Below are 22454 nucleotides of genomic sequence, written 5' to 3'. Positions count from 1 at the left end.
ATTTTTAATTTTGCGCTTAAAATCAAACTATTAATATTTAAGCGCCTATTACTCTATGATCATAAAACTAGTTCGACTCACTCTTTGCTTTGCTCTATTTTATAGTGCGCAAAGCGCCGCTTACAATGAAGCTATGTGCATTTTGATTAAACAAGAAATGCAGCAAAACAGCCATAATAAAGCCTCTCGAAAATACCGTAATGCTGAGCGCGACTATAAAAATAACTGTAATAAGCCTAAAAAAGTACAAACTCAACCAAAACCGATAGAGCCAGTTACTATTATTGACGAACCACAACCAAAAGTAGTTAAACCAGCCCCGGTTATTGAGCCTATTACCAAACAGGTTAACAACACTACAAACGAGCAGTTAAATACAAACGATTTAGTGCCAAATGATATAAAACCAGAAGAAAAACAACCTTTAGCTACCCCTTTAAATGAGCCAAGCACAACCCAGTCAGAGCCTAGTAGCAACAACTCAAATATAACAATAGAGCCAGCGGCCACCTCGCAAACACAGAGTAAAATAACACCAAAAGCAGAGCCTGCAAACACACCGCTGCCATTACCAACAGCAACTACACAAAACGACAGTTCATTGTTATTACCCACGTTAGCCATATTAGTTGTTATACTTTTGGGAGCCATCATAGTAATTCGTTTACGCCGCAAAAAACAAAGCAAAACCGAAACAATGGCTTTTACAGCTCCACCTACTTTAAGTAAAAACATAAAAAATAATGAAAGCCCAACTTCAATAAAGCAAAATAAACCGGCACCAAAGCCAACACCTCAAATATTAAATAACGAAGTAGCACAAAGTGTTGTAACAACCCAAGAGTCGCAGCCAAATTCAGTACAAACTACAGCTACACAACAGCCCAAAAGCGAAAAATTACCAGTCAAGCCACTGCAAAATAACCTTGAACAAAACGAACTAATAAACAGCTCGCTAGAGCAAACACAGGAAGCTATACCTGAACCGCTAAATATTAACACCCCAAGCGTGGCCCTTAACGATATTCAAGAGCAAAAAGCAACAACCCTCCCTGAAGATATAACTAAATCTACACTCGAACATATAAGAAGTGCTGATGACTTTAAAGAACCCGAAATACGCACTTTTGATCCTAATGCGCCACTACCGGGTGAAAAGCCAATGCCGAAAAAGCCAGAAATAAAAGCAGAAGCAAAACCTGAGCCTAAGCAAACACAAAGCAGTAACCCCTTTGCTAACTTATCTTTAGATGAAAGTTGGGATCCAAACTCGAACGAAAAACCAAAAATAGAAGAGAAAAAACGTCCACCTAAATCTCAAGCACTAATAGACGCCGAAGAGCGCGCTAAAAAGCTACAAACCAAAGAGTAATAAGATCCTATAAACCGGTATTTATATTTAAACTCCCTCTATTCGCCCCAAAATCGTAGGCGGGAGTTTACCTCGCGCAAAACCGTAAGCGGGAGTTTACCTCGCGCAAAATCGCAGGCGGGAGTTTACCTCGCGCTTTTGGTTTATAAAATAATTTACTTATATCGCGTTGGCGATGGCAACCAAAGGGCGGTCTTCTTCAAATCAGCTCTGCTGCTAATAATTCATCCTTGAAACCGGGTTCCTGTCAGCATCCATGCTTCCCACTTCCTCTAGCTGCAAAGCTACGCTTTGGTCATTCGTCACCCACGGCGCCCCGAGGATCACACAACTTCCTCAATTTAAATTGATGGTATGAACGTAAACGCGATGAAAAACGTCCTTGTGTAAGCATCGCTTAACGCGCATACATGCTGTTGATCACTCATCATTGATTAAATTCGGGTGTGATCACGGGGAACTTTCTTAGCTGCGTTCTTAAAATTGGCTGTAGGCGCGAAGCTTGCTCGCGCGAAAAGCGTAGCTTTTAAATGGCTTTACTATCGTTTAAGGCTCGCTGCACCACTTGATAGCAAATAGCACGCTGCTGCTCTTGATTTAAGCTAACTTGTCGCATTGCAAGGATAGTTTTAACTATTTGTTTATGAGAAACGATTGGAAAGATTGGTCTTTGCTTTAGCTCAACAAACCAACCAGGAAAGCATAAAACAGGCAAAACTTGGGTGTTAAAACCCGTTGCCTCTCGTAGCCATTTATTCACCCAATTAGCTTGATTTTGGGCTTGCTCTAACGGCTTACTTTCAAACCAAGAAGGAAATGCTAAATGGTTATTCTCAAATTTAACTTTGTAATTTGTATCGTCTTTTATTCGTTTATGTCTGCCTTTGGTTTCAATAGCAAATATTCCATTTGGCCCAACAACTAAATGGTCAATATTAAAACCATCAGCTTGTATATCATGAAATACCTGATAACCGTGTGACTGTAATTCTATAAGCTCTGAAGCAACAGCTAATTCTGCATCACGCCCTAGTTTTAGCTTTATTAAGTCATTAGATTTAACCCAAAGCTTTCGTGCCACATAGATTAAACCCAATGCGATCACGATAATTAAAAAGTAATTGAGCTTGCCACTGGCAAACATTTCAGCGATTCCTTTAATAGCAAAAGGCATTGTGACTATCAAAGCAGACAAAAAGACTAAGCCAATTACATCTAAAACTTTATCATTAACTTGTTCATTAAGTGTCTGCGCTGCAACACGTTTAAGCTTTTTACGATCTACAGGTAATTTAGCATTCTTCTGATGAAGCCATATTTTGAAAAACAAAACACCTAATAGCGAATAAACACTACCGATAACAAATAAAAGGCTTAAACCTTGGTTTAATAAATCATCCATGATGAGCTCCTATAATCATAATGTTTACTTTATACCTTAAAAAAAGGTACATGTCGCATTATTCAAACTCACGCTACGAAGCCCACCTAAACACCTGTAGGCGCTCAGCTTGCTCGCGCGAAAAGCCGTAGGCGGGAGTTTACCTCGCGCTTTTGGTTTGTAATTTAATTTACTAATATCGCATTGGCGATGGCAACCAAGGGGCGGATACCGCCGACCGCCCCTTGGAACCCCACGGCGCCCCGAGGATCACACTGTTTCCTCAATTTAAATTAATGATATGAACGTAACCAGCGTAGATAGGCCATCCATGGCCAAGCTACGCTTTTAACAGCATCCATGCTGTTAATTACTCATCATTAATTCAATTTCGGGTATGATCACGGGGGGATGCCTTAGCTGTCGCGTTTAAGCTAAATTTGTCGATGTACTTAGAGTTAGGTATATTAAATTTATACATAATTTAAGTAACTTAAATGTCTAACCAAAAACAACAAGGTGAGTGGTTTTCAAGTAAAGAAACGATGAAGCTCTTAAAAATATCAGACTGTGAGTTAATGCATCGCCGAGAACGTGACGAGCTTAAGTTTGAAAAACGCGGTCGCGCGTACTTTTATTATTTTGAAATCAAGGATGAATAAGTGATATTTCATGATTTACTACAAGAAATGCAAGCCAAAGAGCAAAAAGTATCTTCTCCTCAAGGCTTTCAAAAATACGTAAGTACTAACAATTTAAAAGCAAATACTGCAGCATCAATATCGATAGATTCTATTAAGAAGCTACCAAAGCTTTTAAAAGAGCAAAATACAATGGTGCTGAGGCTTGGTTCTCGCTTAGGCGATAATCAAACTTATTTCTCTCTTGTAAAATCAAATGATGTAAACGATTTCTTTTTCAACGATCAAGCGCTGTTTGGTCAATTACAGCCAGAGCTATTTTTGCCAAACGTATCAATAAGAAGCTTATTTGCATTTCAGCTCCTGCCTAAAGTTACTGAAACCTCCGTAGTTAATTTAGCTATAGCGTCAGGGTTAATGGCTGAAGCACTTAACTTAAAAGATGATAAAACAATAGTTGTTCCAGCAACGGGGCAAAGTACATTCACGTTTAACTTTAAGCCACTCGCTAACGAAGATATTGCCCTTGAGCATATAAATGGCCAAGTTGAAATCGACGCTGTATTTGTTGCTAAGCGAGACGGTAAAGAACATTTATTTGTGATAGAAGCAAAACATGGCGATAAGTTTGATTCACTAGCAAAACACAAATTGCTTTACCCCAGTTTAAGCCTATTACAAAAGCTGCCCTCGTCTATGCCTATAGTCCCTGTTTACTTGAGAAGTATAAAAACAGAAAAAGGGATCGACTTTTATATTGCTGAGTGCCCTTGCATTGTAAATCAACAAGATGAACTATATAGTTTGGATACATTAAGCCCCTGTAAAGTGCAGGCACTACACTTAGCAAATTATTAACCTATGAACGCAGAGCAATTTAAGCAACTTGTAAAAAAAGTAAAAACAGCCAAAAAGCTACCTGATGCTATTTATTTTCATAAAGACGCATTTGCTGATGCACCTGCCGATTTAGTTAAATTTATTAAAGTTGTTGCTCAAGCACTCAAGGTTGATGAAGCCGATTACGATCTTATTAAGTTATTTAAAAACGACTTCAGGCTTTCGTTATTAAGCTACCCAACTTTTTATCAGGGCTCTTACCCCGCATTAAAACAAAGCGTAACTGTAGATCTAGCAAAGCTTAGTCATAAAATCACTAAGTACGATAACAGCGAAAACCCACCAATTTTACACAGAAAAGAAACCATGGTTTCGCCAACTAATAAACACTACCAATTATTTTGTGACTTAACTGCTGAAGGTGAGCAAGCAGGCTTATACGAAAATACCCGTATGATCGGTTTTAAAGGCTCATGGGAACGTTTAATTACTAAAAAAGGATATGAGCTAGTTGATGGTCGTTTATTTCGAAGCTCTGCTGTACAAAGCCCTAATGATGATAAAACAATAGATCGACATTTAACGGCCATTGTACGGCATGAGCTTTCTGCTCCTTTAAAAACATTAGCTAAAAATGGCTTTTTGAATGGCGACTATTCAATATTTGATTATGGATGCGGCAGAGGCGACGACTTGCGCGAACTCGAAGCCCATGGAATAGATGCATTAGGTTGGGATTTAAACTACCGCCCTGACGCTGATAAAGTTATTTCTGACATTGTTAACATTGGTTTTGTAATTAATGTAATAGAAGACAGAGATGAGCGAATAGAAGCGTTGCTTGGGGCATGGGAGCTTTCACAAAAGTTACTTGTTGTATCAGCAATGCTCGGAAACGAAACGCTGATAAGTCAGTTTCAACCTTATAAAGATGGCGTAATTACGAGTCGTAATACCTTTCAAAAATACTACACGCAATCAGAGCTTAAAGCATTTATAGAAATGAGCGTTGACGAAAACGCCATTGCTGTTGCCCCTGGTATTTATTACATATTTAAAGATAAGCAGCTCGAACAACACTTTTTGCAGAATCGCCATAAACGTACTTATAGGTGGCAGCACCTAACAGCACCAGAACCTGTAAATGAAGAACAGGCGAGAATTTTATTTACGCAACACCAGCAACTTTTTGAATCGTTTTGGCTTGCATGCCTAACGCTTGGCCGCTGCCCAGCAAGCAATGAGTTTACGCAAAGTGACAAAATAAAAGAAGTTATTGGTTCAAATAAAAAAGCCCTGCAACTTGTCTTAAAATGGTTTGAAGAAGAAGAGCTAAAAACAGCTGAAACAATGCGTAAAGAAGATTTACTTCTTTACTTTGCACTTGCCATGTTTGAAAAGCGAAAGCCTTACGCACAACAACCTGAAGACTTAAAACGTGATATAAAAGCATTCTTCGACACTTACAAAATAGCGCAGCACCAAGCCACTGAGTTACTTTTTCAAATAGCAGATAGTAGATTAATTGAATCATTGTGCCTAGAAGCTGAGAAGATATTACCCGCAGGTAAAGTCGACTTTGAGAATGATCAGCCTCATGCATTAACACTCCATAAAGACTTTATAACCCTACTACCTTTAGTACTTCGCGTATATATTGGCGCAGCACTACAAATGTACGGTGAGCTTGATGATATTCAGCTTATTAAAATTCACATGCATTCAGGTAAGGTAACACTGCTTGGTTACGAAGGGTTTTATGACTCCCCCCTTCCACAACTTAAAGAGCGTGTGAAAATAAAAATGGCAGATCAAGATGTAGACTTTTTTGATTACGTCATTAAAGAAAAACGACCGCTCCTCCTCAATAAAATTGACTATATTGATGATACGTTTGAAGATTATAAAAAACAAAAGGCGTTTAATAAACGCCTAAATAAAGAAACATCTAACCTTAGAAAAGATAAAACAATATCTTTTATACATTTAAATGAGTTGCTATCAACAAATAAACTTACCCTTAAGCAATATCGTTTCTATGGTATTTAAAAGTTAATCTAATTTTAGTGATTCATAAAACTTTTCTTTTAATAATGTTTTCCGTTTTGTGAAAAACTCTTGCTTCGGAACATTGCAATCATTATTCTCATCAAATATTTTTCGTGTTTTTTGAGTAATCCAATGCCCACCGAGTCCTGAATTTTCAAGGTATTTAAACGACTCGGAAAATGGCTTATTAGATTTATCTATATTCTGTGCCTGAGGTAATGGAAACATATTCCCTATTGAATTTACATGGTAGTCACGAGAGTCATCTGCAAAATAGGCTGTGATGTTAGATTGTTCCGGAGACCTTGGTTCCATGTGATCTAAATGCAACTTCGACACATCCTCTTCTGATATTCCTATATTGATACTTTTAACCGTTAGCTTGTCAGCATCTAGAGAGGTTGATAATAGCTTAGCAAAAAGTACCCTAACTTTAATATCAGAAGAGTTATATTGCCAGCTATCTAGCCAAGAATAAAAGAGATCTTTATTTTCATCATTCAGAGGAGTCAAATCTGAGTAGTATACGTTTGAAGAAGTTTTATTATTTTGACTTAACAAACGATTGCCCATTTCTCTAGCACCTTTATAATCTCTATGAAGCAATGCTAAATGAGACAGCTTTATGGCCTGACTATTTAATTTTTCAAACTTTACTCTATTCTTATTTTCAATAAGCTCATACAAAAAGGCTTGAACTTTATTAGGGCTGAAGCTAGAACAAATATGGTCTTGTATATATTTAAGAACAAGACAAAAATATCCAGCCATAACACCATTGTATTTAAGTGCACATAAAAGTGATATTAATTTAAAAGCAGGGCTTCTATCTTTATTGTATTCCGCCTTTAAAGCTAATTTTTCTCTTTCTCGATCTTTAAGGTTAAAGGTACTAACTATTATCCTACAGGCTTGAAAAATATTAAAATCAATTGTTATATCTTGTGACTTATATGCATTTTGATTTTCTAAGTACTTTTTCACCTCTTCTCTATACTTATCATTTTGGTTATAACCTATCGATGTTGAACCGCTCATAAAAGCTGTGGCGAAGAACGTTATATACTTTTTACGATAGTCAGCAGTATCGCTGTATATTTCATCACCCCATTGGTTTTCTAAAGTTTCTATTTTTGAGTCAATGACACTATCGCATTCTTCACTTTTCAAGCAATACTTCTTATAGAACTGATTTTTAATTAAATCTAAATCAGCCAGATCCATTGAGCGATCATTTAGCACTTCAAATAAAGTATACGCATCTTTCGGGTTACCAGTTTGTACTACACATAATTTTATCTCGTGCAAGAACGAAGATATCTTATCAATAAGAGACTTTGCAATTTCAAAAGGTTTATCTTTTGTGTTAAGTACCATGAAAGAGTCGAATATTTGTTGGATTGCATTTGTATATTGTTTTTCAATTTTAGTTAAATCTTCCTCCACTATCCGTAACCTTGGCTTGTTTTGATCATTTAAAGTAATATATACGTTTGATAGAGCTTTTGAGAATTGTGAATTAAATGACTTTCTATCATATGTTAAAAGCATTGAGTGCTTAGTTATAAAGGTAGTTAATTCATCTCGGTGGACATTTTGAAAATCGCTGCTATCTTCCATTAGCTCTGGTAGATAGACTAGGTTTCTATATTTAGTTGAAAAATTATTCCTACCATCTTCCTTATCTTCACCATCCATTTCTTCTATGCTCTGAAATTCCTCAAGTAGAGCATTTCCGTCAAACTGCTCTATTTTTTTAGTAAAAAGATATTCGCTAGACTGTTGAAGTTGTTCGAAAAGTTTCGATAAATGCAGTATTTTTGATTGAGCAATAGCTTGTCTTGTAGTCACACGTAAAAGTAAGAAAAGAACATAATTAGTCAAAAAAATGGTAGTGAAGCGTTGCTGACCATCTATTAGGTCATGAGTTTTTCTTTCCATATCAGCAACTGTTACTACTGAGCCTGCAAAATATTCTGTTTCATCTTGACTATGCCAGTCTTCAATCAGTCTTTTCACCATCTCGTTATCCCAGCTATATGGCCTTTGATAATGAGGAATTTTAACTTTATTAACTGCTAATGCTTCAGATTGTACATCACCACTAATCTGATAAAAATTTACAATTTTTGCGCCTTTTAAATCCATTATTTATCCTTTTTAATTCTCAAAACTTCACTTCGTCTACCTGGCATGTAAACTTCTATTTCATCACTTGCATAAAGCTTTATGTACGAATATAAATTTGCTTGGAGATCTTTTATTTCTTGTCGGTAAGGTGCGGGGTCATCAGCTAAGGCGCCATGCAACAACCTTGAGATTTGCCCAAAACCTAAGTCTCGTCCTGATTGATTCTCAATAATTTGTGTTTTTAGCCAACTGTATGCTTTTGTTTGCTTAAACAAAGCTGATGCTAATACAAACTCATCTTTAGCATATTCAATTTGAGCAAAGGGTAATGACGGGTTGAGTAGGTATTCATTCAAAGTAACGCTAGGTTTACCTAACGGGAAGTCTGATACAAACAGTTCTGTTGTTTGTGGCAGTATATCTTCAGGCCATACAGCGGGTAACTCAGTTTCATTAGTATCATCAAATTGTTCTAAATAAGTTTGCATTTTATCAAGCATATTTAATGTTAAATCAGTGGCTGATTCGACAATTTTATTGATGAATGCTTTGGATTGTTCGCAGGCATTTACTCTACTACATGATTCTAAGTTACCGTTGTTAACTAAGGCTAACCCTTTACCCGTTAAATTAGCGCTACCATTAAAAATAGTATCGTGATCTATTTGATAAATTTTTGCGTGCAGATTTACGAGAGCTTTGACTTGGTAGCCGTTGTTAATACAATCTCGGAGTGCATTTAAGTCACTTGCACCCTTTGCAAAATCAATCGGTGTAAAACGACCTACCAATTGAACTTTAGGTTTGTTGTTAGAAGTTAATTGACCCAACCAGCGAGTCGCTGGTTGGGTCATAAAAGCAGATATGATAGTTAAATCATTGCAACTAGGTAATAACTCCTCAAGCTGAAGTGTCAGCTCAGTATTTGAGATTAAGCTCGACATTAAAAGTCGTCCAACTCGTCATCTTCAGGGCCTTGCAGAAACTCACTAATGACTAAGCCCCATTCTCGACGAATAGTATTTAAATAGGCTAAACGTCGTTCATCGGTGGTTTCATTCATCACTCGTGCAAAGCCAGCAATTGTGGTTTGCATTATTTCAAGCTCATCACCACCGAGTTTGCTTACAAGCTTTTGATAAAAAACATGGTTTGTATTAAATAAAACTAACGTTAAACCTTTGCTTGTTGATACATCAAAAAATGCTTCAGAATCTCGTGCTACGTCTTCAATTAAAAAACGGTTCCCTGTAAGGATGAGTCGCTCGGCCTTTTCTTCTGCTTCTTCATCACTCATTCCACCTGCTTTTTTGAGGTGATCAACAACATCTTCCTTCTTTAGCTGTTTTGGTGTTTCTTCTTTAGTTTTATGACCATGAGTTTCACGATGTGCCGAACCTTGCGTTGCTTTAGATGCCGCACCTTCAGACACTGTTTTTGGCTCTTCCCCTTTGACTGCTTTACCTTGTACATTTATTGTTTCTAAAGACTTAGTTAATATAGTAACGTGTTTTTTAATAACCGTAACGACTTTTAAAACTTGTAGTAAAGAGTCTGAGTTCTCTTCTAAGTCTCTTAAGTACTCTTGCTCAGAATCAAACCCTGCTTGTTGAAATAAAGATTTCATTTCATATGGAATAAGTCGAACAGCATCTTGCTTATTATTTGTTACACCGAAAACAGCATCCAAAGTTGGCGGGAAAGATACTTCGATACCAATAAAGCGCCCTTTACTTTCACGTAAGCCTGAGCTCAAAAAAGAGTCTCTCAATACCAACTCCCTATTAGCACGCACTATTGATATACCAATATTTTTCCCACAGTGTTTCCCCCACGGAGTAGCGCCTAACTTACCTGTGATATCTTTAATAATTCTATTAGTGATATTCTTTTTAGCCATTGAAGTGGTAACCGTTACATCATCCCGCTTAGGCTCTCCATTTTCATCTATATATTCAACAGAAATGACTTCTTCATCCATCTTCTCAAAGAAAGCTTCATTTTTATAACTACCAGGTAACTCCGGCAATGAAGTATTCTTGAGTAAATACATTGGGTCATTAGCTTTAAAAGTTTCTTTATCGTAAACATCAAGCCTGTCATCCGCTGATTTACGGTAAGTAATGCTGTCTATTTTTATGTTGTCATCACTAATAAAGTTACGATACATTCTACCGACAAGATGCTCGCAGTGGCGATAAATAGATTTGCCCGTTTTCCAGCTTAAACGGTCAAGCTTAGACCAAATAATTAAGGTGCCAGATTCCGGTTTTTTAGTAAAAAATGCTTTCTCGTACTTAGAAGGGATTGCTTTTGCTGTGGGTATTGGCACTTCTTCAAGCGCACCACTTTTCATTTCATCAACATCTAAGTAAGTATGGTAAGGCTCTCCACCTGCCTGCCAACTCCATACATCAACACGTTTACACTGAGAGATAGAAGAATTTGGCAATCCCATACCAAATTTACCCATACCACCTGTATCTTTACGATGTGTTCCACCACCAAATTGCATAGCAACCCGCAACGTTTCAATATCCATACCCACGCCATTATCCCAAAGGGAAATTTCTGATACGGTATAATTTTTACGGGCTTTTAGTTGCTCTTCTATAAAACCAACTTCTACACGGGTAGCTGTTGCTTGCAAGCTATTATCGATAAGTTCAGCTAGCGCATATGCGGTATTGTTGTAACCATTATCTCTTAACGACTCAATAACAGTTTCAGCACTTAAAAATCTATTACTCATTATTTTATATCCTTTTCTGCCCACATATCATTCCAATAACCAAATGCGAGGCTAATACTTTGAAACTCAGGTATGTTATCCATAACTGTATAAATATTACACTCTTTGTTACCACCACTTTTATAGCCTCTCATAGCACGACCCGCCATTTGCAAGTACTGTACTAAGGAGTTCATTGGTTTAGCTATTACGGTAACGTTAGTTTTAGGTGCATCAAAGCCCGCTGTTAATACATTAAAATTAACAAGAACTTGTAGCTCACCATTTTTATATTGCGCAATTTTGGCTCTTCGGCTCTCTGCTGTATCATTTTTACTATCAATTGATGCTGCTTTTATACCTTGGTAGGCAAGCGCTGTAGCCAAATTAATGCCGTGTTCTACGGTACATGCAAAAACAATAATTTGTGACTCAAGTTTACATTCATCAATAATAGTATTGAGGATCTGACGATTTCGCTCAATGTTATTTGCTAACGTCGTCATTGTTTCAACACCGCCCGCATCCCTTAACTCATAAGCAGCAATACCTGAGTGATCATAATTTAACGACTTAAAGTTCGCTTTGGCCAAATACCCTTTTTCAACCAAGTAATCTATTGGCGAGAGATAACCTGATATTTGCATTGATACTTTATTGTTATAAAAAAAGGTAGCTAGACGCGCATCTTCTTCAGATAGTCCATCCTCAGAGTAGCTTCTGCCTGGAGTGGCAGTTAAACCGATCAAGTCGGCGTGAAATGCTTTGTCATCAATAAAGTCTTGAACAACTTCTTGGAATTTAGGAGCTACTGCTTTGTGGGCTTCATCAAAAATTACTAATGTTACTTTTTTAGCAAGCTTGCTATATAAAAGTTGTAACTGTCTAGAATCACTTTTTCGTAAACTCAAGAACTTGTGTAAGCCACCAACAACAAAACCTGAATCAATACCACTCAAGCTTTCTGTGGAGCTTGAATAAAAGCCATAAAGGGAAGTAGAGCGATTACCTAGGGATTGCCAAGCTGTCGCAAACTCAGAATATGCTTGAGAACAAAGTTCTTCTCGGTCTGCAAGCCAAAGTACCAAGTTACTTTCAGACTGCCTTAAATGTTCGGCAGCTATATTCATTGCGGTGCGTGTCTTACCTGCCCCTGTAGGCAAGTGAATTAGTACTCGTTTTTTATTCTGTGCAAGTTCAGCAAACACCTGTTTGCTAATGTTTTGTTGGTATGGATAAAGGCCGTAATTTGGCTCAATACACTTTATGCTTTCTAATCCATTATCTTGGCTTAATTGACTTTCATATAACGCAGAAAGTCCTAATAAAGCTGCGAACTTTTTAGGATTATCTTCAGCCCAACTTATGATGGCATCATAGTATTTTGGAGTAACGTGTTTTGCTTCAAGTTCAAAGCTAGGAAACAGCTCTGCGAGTTGTTGTGCTGATAATCGTTCTATTAGTTTTATACGTAATTGAGCATCAAAAATGAAGTCGACCTGCTTAACACTGGCAACAATACCTGCAAGTTTATTTTTATTATAAGCTTTGGTTTCAGAAATTTGGTTCTCATGCGCATCAAGTTGCAACGCGAAATTTATTGAGTTTTTGGGGAGAAAACTTAATAATTCATCTTCAGAAAAATTTGATAAAATTTTTGCCAGCATATTTAATCCTTTAATGTAAATCAATATGATAGCTTCCATTCACTTAGAGCCTACAGGTAGAAAGCCAGGCTAGATCATTTGATTATTTATCTTTATATTCAAAACTTTACAATAAAGACCTTACGTCCACAAGGGAATTGAGATAAATTAAATTAAACTGTATAAAAGTACAGTTTTTTATTGATTAATTATCTTGAAGCCTTCCTCTTAATCTTAATTCAAGTTAATATCGTCGCTTGGACAATTTCTCCAGAGGCACTCAAAAAGCTATGAAAGCTAAGTTTACAGGTCACGACACTTTCCCTCTGCGCTATGGATGGCTATTCAAAGCGGTTAATCATTTGAATTCAAATGGTAATTTCTCAAGTTCTGACGAAGAAAGTATTCGTCACTCTATTGTTGAACTTGGTGTTGGTAAAAATATGGTAAAAGCGATTCAGTATTGGGCTGAGTCGAGCGGTATTATAAAAAGCGAAAGAGAAAACAATAAAACCCTACATAAAGTTACTCAAGATAAAGGGCAGTATTTGTTTGGTGATGATGCTAAAGACCCTTACTTAGAATTATCGGGTTCTATATGGTTGTTGCACTTTTGGTTAAACTTTAATGATGAGCACTTAACTGCATATCGTTACTTTTTTAACTACTCTAATGTTCAGCACTTTGAGAAATCAAAACTGATTGATGATTGCTATGAAGATGCAAAACGCTTAGTTAAAAGTGAAGTTGGTAATGTTACAACTATAAAAAAAGACATCGATTGTTTTTTAAATATGTACAGTAAGAAAGTTAAGACAACAACAAAAAGAATAGATGAAGATCACTTCACCTCTCCGCTTGCTGAGCTTAATTTAGTGCAAGACAATGGTCGTTCTTTTTATGTTAGTAATTTAACAGAAAGACCTGAGCTACCTATTGACGTATTTATATATGCATTACTTGAGTTTTTCAAAGTAGAAACTGTTGACTCTAACGTGAGTACGATTGACTTTGATTCATTACTGACTAAACCGTGTTCACCTGGACGTATATTTAGGTTGTCTGAATCTGGATTAGGGCAAAAACTCGATGAAGCTCAAGAACATACTAACAAAAATATTTCATGGGTTGATTCACTAGGGCTAAGGCAGGTTAATGTTTCTGATTCTGCAAAAAACAATACTATCAATTACTTAAATGACTATTACGGCAAATACAATGTCTGAATCTATTATTGCAATTAACCAACGATATAAAAGCTCCACTCGCATTGATGTTGATAGTGCAAACCTAAAACCTTTTATTGATGATTTTATTGTACATGGTACAGCGATAAACGTACTTGATACTGTTAGCCGTGAATTTGAAGGTAGTACGCAAAGAGCATACACAATCACCGGTCCTTATGGTTCTGGTAAATCAACTGTAGCCTTATTTTTATCTTGCTTACTTTCTACTGATTCAGACCAACGTAATTACGCATTAAGCAAATTAAGTCGATCTCAAAAAGTAATAACTGAGTTTGATAATAGATTTAACATTACTAATGGCTGGAAAACAATTAAGCATGTTTGCGGCCTAGAAGCGCCTGCAAATAGTATTTTAATTAGCCTATTGAATGCATTTAACGTTAAGTATAATACTGACGATATTCTGGCTCTTGATGATGATGAATGTTTAGCCAAGATTAAATCACTTCTACAAAAACAGAATGATAATGAAGACGGCGTTCTAATACTACTCGACGAAATGGGCAAAGCGTTAGACTATCAATCGCGTGCAAATAAAGACTTACATTTATTTCAGTCTCTTGCGGATATTGTTCAACAAGCTAAACGCCCTGTGTTGCTGGTTGGTTTTCTACACCAAGCATTTTCTGATTACGCTAAAAATAAAGACGTTAAAACACAACAAGAGTGGAGCAAGGTTCAAGGCCGATACAGAGATTTAAGTTTTAATCCTTCTATTGATGAATCATTAGTTTTGGTTGGTGATTCAATTTTTAGAGCTCCAAAAGTTGTTAATGCACTTGAATCTAAATATGAAAATTTAGTTGATGTTGTTAGCTCTGCATTTGCTAATCAAAACAAAAATGTTGATGCATTAAGTAATACGTTACCACTCGACCCAATTGTGAGCTTATTGCTTGGCCCTGTTTCTCGTCGTCGCTTTTCTCAGAACGAACGAAGCCTGTTTGGCTTTTTAGCGTCACATGAAAAATATGGGTTCAGAGAGTTTTTAGAGGCAGAATATGATGAGCTTAATGAAGAGTTAAGTTTATATCGCCCTGAAATGTATTGGGACTATTTGCATCATAACTTACATCATTTAATTGTTACTTCGCAAGATAGCAAAGCATGGTTAGAGGGCTGTGATGCCATTTATAGAGCTGAACAAAAAGGCGGTGAACTACATACTGCTATTACTAAACTAATCGCTCTACTCACTATTTTTGGTTTTCATCATCAATTACATGCTAAACGCGAATTTATAAAAAAATATTTTGTTAGCCGGGGTTATCAAGCTGCGGAAATAATGCAATGTTTGACCGATCTTGAGACTTGGACGGTTATAATTTACCGACAAAAACACGATGCTTTGTTTGTGTTTCAAGGTAGTGACATCGATATTAACAGCTTGATTAATGAACGTATTGAAGCAATAAGCTATGGTGTTGATTGGACAGAAATATGTGATATACCGCAAAATATTTTGGCGACGGCGCATTACCATAAAACAGGCACTATGCGTTGGGCAACTACAAAGCTGATAAACAAGTATGATGTTGCTCTTATTGAACCATTTATTACCCCCCCTAAAACGGGTGAAGCTTTCGCTACATTTATTCTATGTGTGAATGAGGATATTGCTAAAGCACTGAAACCTCATGAAGAATCAATGCCCTTTAGTATTGTTGGTAAATTTGAAGATTTTTCAAATCTTAAAAATGCTGCCATTGAGTTAATCGCTTTAAAGCAGATACTTAAAGACGAGAAGAAAATAGCTCATGACCTCATTGCTAAAAATGAACTTGAGAACAGAATTAAATTTGCACAAACAAATGTAGATCATGAGCTGCAGTATGTTTATAAAAATGCTGACTGGTTTCATTGTGGTAAAAAGTTACACGCAGCGCCTTTAACATCTATCGCCTCAAAAATTGCAAATGAGCTATTTAGTAAATCTCCGGTAGTCATAAATGAGCTAGTAAATCGTTCAAAACCTTCTGGTAGTGCGAATAGTGCTATCCGCAAGTTAATGAATGCCATGTTTGACCAAGGTGATGAAAAAGATCTCGGTTTTGATGAAAAATCTTTTCCGCCTGAAAAAGGCCTTTATCTTTCTTGCTTAAAAAGTAAAGGTTGGCACTGTGAAACATCTGAAGGCTTTTTATTCCCTAGCGAGTGGAGTAAAAAATCACAAGCCGCTAATCCTGAAATGTATGAATTGTTTAAAAGTGGCTTTAACTTTATAAAAAACAATTCGAAAAACAAGCAAGTTACGTTAGCCGAACTTTATGATTTTTGGATGCTTCCGCCTTTTGGCTTAACAGCCGGCTTGTGTCGTATTTATGGTTTAGCTTTACTTAAATCTCTTGAAGGGCAAGTTGCTTATTACGACTGGGACTCAACAAACCAGTTTATTTTCATACCTGAATTAGATGAAGAATTAGTCAATAAAATCTATAAGCACCCGAATGAAGCTGGTGTTCGTTATTTTGAAATATCTGAAATACAAAGCCACTTACTGGAGAACTTAGCGCAAGCAACGCTTGGTGAAGTTAAAAATGATGTTGCTATTTTAAACATTGCTAAACACATAGTAGGAATTGTTCACAAACTTCCTACATGGGTTAAAAAAACCAGTGGTGAAAGTTTTACAGGTGATGAAGGTAACGGTTTAACAAAACAAGCTCGTGACTTTAGAAATAAAGTGATAGCTGCCAATGACCCTTACAAATTAATTTTAGATGACTTACCTGCAGTATTTGGCTTTAAGAAAGATGATCCTACACTTGAAGATAAACTTGGAAACTACTTAAAAACAGCTATTGAAGATTTAAGTGCTCAGCACGATATTTTACTAACTGGATTTAAGCAAATTATTATTCAAATGTTAGGCGAAGACTTTAACCAAGCCTTGAAAGAGCGATGTGATTTTGTTGAAAAGGTTGCTAAGCGCCCTAATGTTAAAGAACTTGCTAAGCGTATTTCACAGCATATAGATGGTAAAACTAAATTTGAGTTTATTATTAATTTAGCTGCTGGAACACCAGAGCGTAATTGGACAGATAAACACTTACGTAGTGGCTTAGATGAACTACAGAACTTATGTGTACAATTTAGACGAATTGAATCCTTCGGTAATATACAAACTCAGGGTAACTCTAAACCACTTGCGTTTATTACAACTGATAATGAAGGGAATCATCAGGAGTTTGGTGGATTTATTAAGCACGAGCTAGAGCGAGATAAAGATGTAAAAACCGCGATTGATAATATTCAAACATCTATTGCTAATATACCAAAAGAAAAACAACTCGCAGCACTAACTAGTTTGTTAACTAATTTGATGGATCAAACAGAAACTGAGGTGCTAGATGACGAAAAAAGTTAAACATGTTTTAGGCCTCTCTGGCGGTAAAGACAGTAGTGCTTTGGCTCTATTTGTGAAAGAAACCTACCCAGAATTAGACGTAGAATATTTTTTTACTGATACGGGTTATGAACTGCCAGAAACTAATGAATTTATTGATCAACTTGAAGAAAAGCTTGGTTATATTCATCGTTTAAATGCGCGCTCTTTAAATAATATTGAAGGGCGTGGTGAAAAAGACTTTGCTCATCTTTTAAAAGAGCATGGTAATTACTTACCTTCTCAAAGAGATCGGTGGTGTACTGTTCAGATGAAGCTAAAACCCTTTGAACAGTGGTTAGATAGCTTTATTAAAGATGGTTACAAAATAAAAAATTATGTTGGCATAAGAGCAGATGAGCCTGAACGCGTAGGTTATATGACAATTGAAAAGCCAATCGAGTCTGTGTTTCCTTTCAGAGAACACGGCATAGTAAGAAGTGACATCGAAAATATATTACAGCGCAATGGTTTAGAACTGCCTAAATATTATAAATGGCGCTCTCGCTCTGGTTGTACATTTTGTTTTTATCAAAGAAAAATAGAATGGGTTAAGCTTATGGAAAAGCACCCTGATTTATTTGAAGAAGCCAAAGCTTTTGAAAAAGGCGATGACAACAATACTACTGTAGGTGAACGCTTTTATTGGATGGGCCAAGGCCAGCCATTAGAAACATTAGAAGACCCAACAGTACAAAAAAGAATTATTGAAAATCACGAGAAGAAAGTTGCTCGCTTTAACAAGAAAAAGCGTCGCAATGCACTGTTAGGCGACTTTAACGGTGTATGTGAATTCAACGAATTAGATGATATTTATGATGAAGCAGAAGGCGGTGGAGCCTGTGTAACATGCTATAAATAATAAGAAAGCGGCTAAATAGCCGCTTTTTTTATAGCTGAAATCAATAGATTAATATCTGCGGTGGTGATTTCGTTCGTAAAACTTATGCGAAAAGTAAATTCAGCTTCTTCACGACTCAGACCTAATGCAGTTAAAACATGTGACGCTTCAATTTCTTTAGAAGAGCAAGCGGAGCCTTGAGCTAAACAAAAGAGCTCTTCATTGTCTCGTACCAAAATACCTACATTTATTTTAGGTAAAGTTAAAGAAACCATATGCGGTAAAACTTTTTCATTACCGTTTATAGAAAAAGGGATTTCAGCAATAGTAAGCTGCTTTAATAAGTAGTTACGTATCCCTTTATCAACAAAGCTTAGATAACTGTGTGGAAATGTATTTATTGCCGTTCCAAAACCGACTATTAGAGGCGCTGCTACTGTTCCGCCTCTAATTCCTTGCTCTTGCCCTGCACCATGAATAACCGGTGTTAGAGAGCGTTTTCGCAAGTCTCGAATATAGACAGCTCCAATACCTTTTGGGCCACCGATTTTATGAGCTGAAAACGACATAATATCAACATTCAGATCATCTACATCAATCTCAGTTTTCCCGAAGCTTTGCGCTGCATCACTATGAAAAAGAATATTGTGCTCAAAACATATTTCACCAATTTCGGAAATGGGATTAATCGTTCCTAATTCATTATTAACATGCATTACAGAAACAAGTGCTGTAGATGATTTGATCAGGCTTACTATGCTTTTAGGCTCAATAATTCCTTCTTTATTAGGCATTACAATAGACACTTCAAAGCCTTTGCCTTTTAAATACTCGCAAATAGCAAAAATGCATTTATGCTCAATAGCACTAATAATAATATGATTTTTATCTTTTGGATGATCGCTATTAAGTAATATGCTCTTGAAGGCAATATTATTCGACTCTGTAGCCCCGCTAGTAAAAATAATTTCACTTGGATATGCGCCGATCATATCAGCAAGGTCTTCTCTTACTTTATCTACTTTTTGTAAAGCAGCTTCACCTAAAATGTGGCCTGAGGCAGAGTTTGCATAACAACTATCGAATGCATCTATTAAAGATGTTTTAACTTCTGGAAGTAGTGGGTACGAAGCCGCTGAATCAAGATATATCATTTAATTAATCCTTAATTTAGAAGCTTAAAGATAACATAAATCTTGTTGGCTGTACTTGCATACACAAACCTAAAATATAAATTCAATAATACTTAATACGCTGTTTGTATTGAATTTAGCAATAATCTTCTCGCATTGAAGTTTATTGCTAGCTTTTTTAATGCATTTTTTAACAACTTTGGGCATTCCTGCACCATTATATAAAAGCTGGTTTATACTGTTTAAATAACAAACAAAAAATTACACTGCATGAGGCGCAATGAATAAATTAACGACCGTATTACTGTGTTTGCTGTTGACGGCTCCATTTAATGTATTTGCCTGTGAAAGAATGCTTACTGTTGCCTCCCATGATGCTTTTTGGCCGCCTTATGTAATGGGAATGAGTGATATATTTAAAGGCACTGAGGTAGACGCGCTTAATATTATTTTTAAAGACTCCCCTTTTTGTTTTAAAGTGGAGCTATTGCCTAATTCGAAACGTGCTTTTACTGAAATTAGGCACGGCCGTATAGATTTAGGTTGGGCTGCTAGCTATACCAAAGAACGTGCAAAATATGTTTACTATACCGATAGCTATCGAACTGAGGTGATGAGCTTATACGAAAATAAAAATAATCCGCATAGCATTAAAAGTTTAGCTGATATTTTTGAACAAGGCCTTAGCGTTGGCGCTAACTTTGGAAGTTACTACGGTGAAGAATTTGAGCAGTATAAAACAACATACAAAAAACAAATCGAATATACCAGCGCAACCAGTAAACGCTTTGAAATGCTTAATAAACAGCGTATTGATTTTGCAATTGAAGACTCGCTAGTTGGCGATTATTTTAGCAAGCGAGGCATTAATTTGCAGCTAGTTGACAACATTAAATATGTAAATAAAAACCAGGTACATTTGATGCTCAGTAAAAAAACAGTGTCGGAGGCTGAAGTTACCATTATTAATAAGTATATAAATAAAAACAAAGCGGCTCTTAAGGCTTTATTTGAATAGTTGTAGTTAAAATAAGGCGGTTGTTATTGTTGGTAGTTTGATTACTAAACAACAAATAATGGCTTGTGTTGTTTTTAATTAAACCCCTTACCCGCACACACTATACTAAGCGCTTTATATAAATTGCCTTTAAAATGGCGACCTTTTATCTTTCATTCCCTTTGTGTGATCTGTATAATTCGCCAGCTAATTTACCCTATTGCTTGGTCTTGTTTGTGGCGTTTTGCTGCAGTTGGTCCCTGTCAGTACTCATTCTAGGACTAACTTTTTGATCTCCACCGCAAATATTACTATGCAGTTTGGCGCAGAGCCGTTGTTTGAAAACATTTCAGCTAAATTTGGTAACGGTAACCGTTACGGTTTAATTGGCGCTAACGGCTGCGGCAAATCGACTTTCATGAAAATTTTAAGCGGTGCGCTTGTTCCGAGCGCGGGTAATGTGTCTATTACTCCAGGGTTAAAAGTAGGTAACCTAAGCCAAGACCAGTTTGCTTTTGAGCAATACAGCGTTGTAGACGCGGTAACTATGGGCGACGTGGAGCTTTGGAAAGTAAAGCAAGAACGCGAACGTATTTACTCGTTACCAGAAATGAGCGAAGAAGACGGTATGAAAGTAGCCGATCTTGAAAGTGTATTTGCTGAAATGGACGGTTACACGGCAGAAAGCCGCGCTGAAGAGATTTTGCTTGAAGCGGGTATAGATAAAGAATTTCATTACGGGCTAATGGCGAACGTTGCCCCAGGTTGGAAACTACGTGTGCTTTTAGCGCAGGCGTTATTTGCAAACCCTGATATTTTGCTACTCGATGAGCCTACCAATAACTTGGATATTCATACCATTACGTGGCTTGCTAACGAGCTTAACAAACGTAAATGTACGATGATTATTATTTCCCATGACCGCCATTTTTTAAACTCGGTATGTACGCACATGGCCGATATTGATTACGGCGAGCTGCGTATTTACCCTGGTAACTACGAGAAGTTTTTAGAAGCGGCAGGCCTGCAACGCGAACAACTTTTAGCTGAAAACGCTAAAAAAAGCGCCGAGATTGACGAGCTACAAGACTTTGTTAACCGCTTTGGTGCTAATGCTTCTAAAGCTAAGCAAGCGAGTTCGCGCGCTAAAAAAATGGATAAAATTAAGCTTGATGAAGTTAAAGCGTCAAGCCGTATGAGCCCGTCACTTAGTTTTGACGAAGGTAAAAAAATGTATCGCCAAGCGCTTGAAGTTAATAAGCTTGGCCATGGTTTTGATGGCGAAACATTATTTAGCGGCGGCGAGTTTTTACTTGAAGCAGGTGCGAAGCTTGCGGTAATTGGCGAAAACGGTGTGGGTAAAACAACCTTTTTACGCTGTTTAGTAAATGAGCTTAAAAGTAATGAAGGCGAGATTAAGTGGTCTGAAAATGCGAGCTTTGGTTACTGCCCGCAAGACAGTACAAAAGACTTTGATAACGACTTAACGTTGTTTGATTGGATGTCGCAATGGCGTACAGCTAAGCATAACGATTTAATGGTTCGTGGCATGTTAGGCCGTTTGTTGTTTACTGCAGACGATTCAAACAAAAAAGCGCGTAACTGTTCAGGTGGTGAAAAAAACCGTTTGTTATTTGGTAAGTTAATGATGCAAGACGTAAACGTACTTGTAATGGACGAGCCAACAAACCACATGGATATGGAAGCTATTGAAGCGCTTAATAATGCGCTTAAAGACTTTGAAGGTACGCTTATTTTTGTAAGCCATGACCGTGAGTTTGTTTCGTCATTAGCGACGCGTATCATTGATATTAAAGATAAAGAAGTAATCGACTTCCAAGGTACGTTTGACGAATACCTAGCAAGTTGTGAAGAGAAAAAAGCGTAAATATTTTCTTTATTGATTTTAAAAACGGTGCTTAGTTTAGCGCCGTTTTTTGTGGGTGATAAATAGATTTAAATAATTAAAAGCTTCTCGCGTGAACAAGCTCCATGCCTACACATATATTCACCACCGTTATATAAGATTCTTGCGTGAGCAAGCTCCACGCCTACACA

The 22454-nt window shown here is 36.8% G+C and carries 15 protein-coding genes; 9 read left to right on the top strand and 6 right to left on the bottom strand.

Going from position 1 to position 22454, the window contains the following annotated elements:
- Window positions 1-55: 55 nt before the first annotated feature.
- Window positions 56-1372, top strand: a complete 1317-nt coding sequence (locus tag V6260_RS13950; RefSeq protein WP_341594749.1) for a cell surface protein — start codon at window positions 56-58, stop codon at window positions 1370-1372.
- A gap of 526 nt (window positions 1373-1898) precedes the next feature.
- Here V6260_RS13950 and V6260_RS13945 read toward each other — a convergent pair.
- The gene (locus tag V6260_RS13945) at window positions 1899-2774 is read right to left on the bottom strand and encodes a nuclease-related domain-containing protein (RefSeq protein ID WP_341594748.1); all 876 of its coding nucleotides are present in this window, start codon (window positions 2772-2774) and stop codon (window positions 1899-1901) included.
- A 476-nt stretch (window positions 2775-3250) separates the two neighbouring features.
- On the opposite strand from V6260_RS13945, the gene V6260_RS13940 reads away from it, so the two are divergent.
- The 3 genes from V6260_RS13940 to V6260_RS13930 are packed head-to-tail and all read left to right on the top strand — an operon-like array spanning window position 3251 to window position 6283.
- Window positions 3251-3415, top strand: coding sequence for a hypothetical protein (locus V6260_RS13940; protein ID WP_341594747.1), 165 nt, complete (start codon window positions 3251-3253; stop codon window positions 3413-3415).
- On the top strand, window positions 3416-4252 hold the full coding sequence (locus tag V6260_RS13935; RefSeq protein ID WP_341594746.1) for a DUF6997 domain-containing protein: 837 nt from the start codon (window positions 3416-3418) through the stop codon (window positions 4250-4252).
- A gap of 3 nt (window positions 4253-4255) precedes the next feature.
- Window positions 4256-6283 (top strand): DNA phosphorothioation-associated putative methyltransferase, encoded by a 2028-nt coding sequence (locus V6260_RS13930; protein ID WP_341594745.1) that lies wholly within the window; start codon window positions 4256-4258, stop codon window positions 6281-6283.
- Window positions 6284-6286: 3 nt separating this feature from the next.
- Here V6260_RS13930 and V6260_RS13925 read toward each other — a convergent pair whose 3' ends face one another.
- The 4 genes from V6260_RS13925 to V6260_RS13910 are packed head-to-tail and all read right to left on the bottom strand — an operon-like array spanning window position 6287 to window position 12811.
- The gene (locus tag V6260_RS13925) at window positions 6287-8431 is read right to left on the bottom strand and encodes a DUF262 domain-containing protein (RefSeq protein WP_341594744.1); all 2145 of its coding nucleotides are present in this window, start codon (window positions 8429-8431) and stop codon (window positions 6287-6289) included.
- Complete coding sequence (locus tag V6260_RS13920; RefSeq protein ID WP_341594743.1) at window positions 8431-9357, bottom strand: phospholipase D-like domain-containing protein; 927 nt, start codon at window positions 9355-9357, stop codon at window positions 8431-8433. The genes V6260_RS13925 and V6260_RS13920 overlap by 1 nt, the downstream gene beginning before the upstream one ends.
- Complete coding sequence (locus V6260_RS13915) at window positions 9357-11165, bottom strand: ATP-binding protein (protein ID WP_341594742.1); 1809 nt, start codon at window positions 11163-11165, stop codon at window positions 9357-9359. The genes V6260_RS13920 and V6260_RS13915 overlap by 1 nt, the downstream gene beginning before the upstream one ends.
- Complete coding sequence (locus V6260_RS13910; protein ID WP_341594741.1) at window positions 11165-12811, bottom strand: DEAD/DEAH box helicase; 1647 nt, start codon at window positions 12809-12811, stop codon at window positions 11165-11167. The genes V6260_RS13915 and V6260_RS13910 overlap by 1 nt, the downstream gene beginning before the upstream one ends.
- 269 nt (window positions 12812-13080) lie before the next feature.
- On the opposite strand from V6260_RS13910, the gene V6260_RS13905 reads away from it, so the two are divergent.
- The 3 genes from V6260_RS13905 to V6260_RS13895 are packed head-to-tail and all read left to right on the top strand — an operon-like array spanning window position 13081 to window position 18287.
- Window positions 13081-14016, top strand: a complete 936-nt coding sequence (locus V6260_RS13905) for a DUF4007 family protein (protein ID WP_341594740.1) — start codon at window positions 13081-13083, stop codon at window positions 14014-14016.
- Window positions 14009-17407: a hypothetical protein gene (locus V6260_RS13900; protein WP_341594739.1), complete on the top strand. Its 3399-nt coding sequence runs from the start codon at window positions 14009-14011 to the stop codon at window positions 17405-17407. Before V6260_RS13905 ends, V6260_RS13900 begins: the two co-directional genes overlap by 8 nt.
- The gene (locus V6260_RS13895) at window positions 17391-18287 is read left to right on the top strand and encodes a phosphoadenosine phosphosulfate reductase family protein (protein WP_341594738.1); all 897 of its coding nucleotides are present in this window, start codon (window positions 17391-17393) and stop codon (window positions 18285-18287) included. The genes V6260_RS13900 and V6260_RS13895 overlap by 17 nt, the downstream gene beginning before the upstream one ends.
- 11 nt (window positions 18288-18298) lie before the next feature.
- On the opposite strand, the gene V6260_RS13890 is transcribed toward V6260_RS13895, so the two are convergent.
- A complete protein-coding gene (locus V6260_RS13890; protein WP_341594736.1) occupies window positions 18299-19420 on the bottom strand; it encodes a cysteine desulfurase family protein in 1122 nt (373 codons plus the stop codon).
- 259 nt (window positions 19421-19679) lie between these two features.
- Here V6260_RS13890 and V6260_RS13885 point away from each other — a divergent pair, with 259 nt between their 5' ends.
- Window positions 19680-20417, top strand: coding sequence for a substrate-binding periplasmic protein (locus tag V6260_RS13885; RefSeq protein ID WP_341594735.1), 738 nt, complete (start codon window positions 19680-19682; stop codon window positions 20415-20417).
- A gap of 268 nt (window positions 20418-20685) precedes the next feature.
- Window positions 20686-22284, top strand: coding sequence for an ABC-F family ATPase (locus V6260_RS13880; RefSeq protein ID WP_341594734.1), 1599 nt, complete (start codon window positions 20686-20688; stop codon window positions 22282-22284).
- Window positions 22285-22454: the final 170 nt, after the last annotated feature.

The organism is Pseudoalteromonas aliena (genome assembly GCF_038155085.1).
GTDB classification, from domain to species: domain Bacteria; phylum Pseudomonadota; class Gammaproteobacteria; order Enterobacterales; family Alteromonadaceae; genus Pseudoalteromonas; species Pseudoalteromonas aliena_A.
This window is presented reverse-complemented; position numbering and strand designations above follow the sequence as displayed.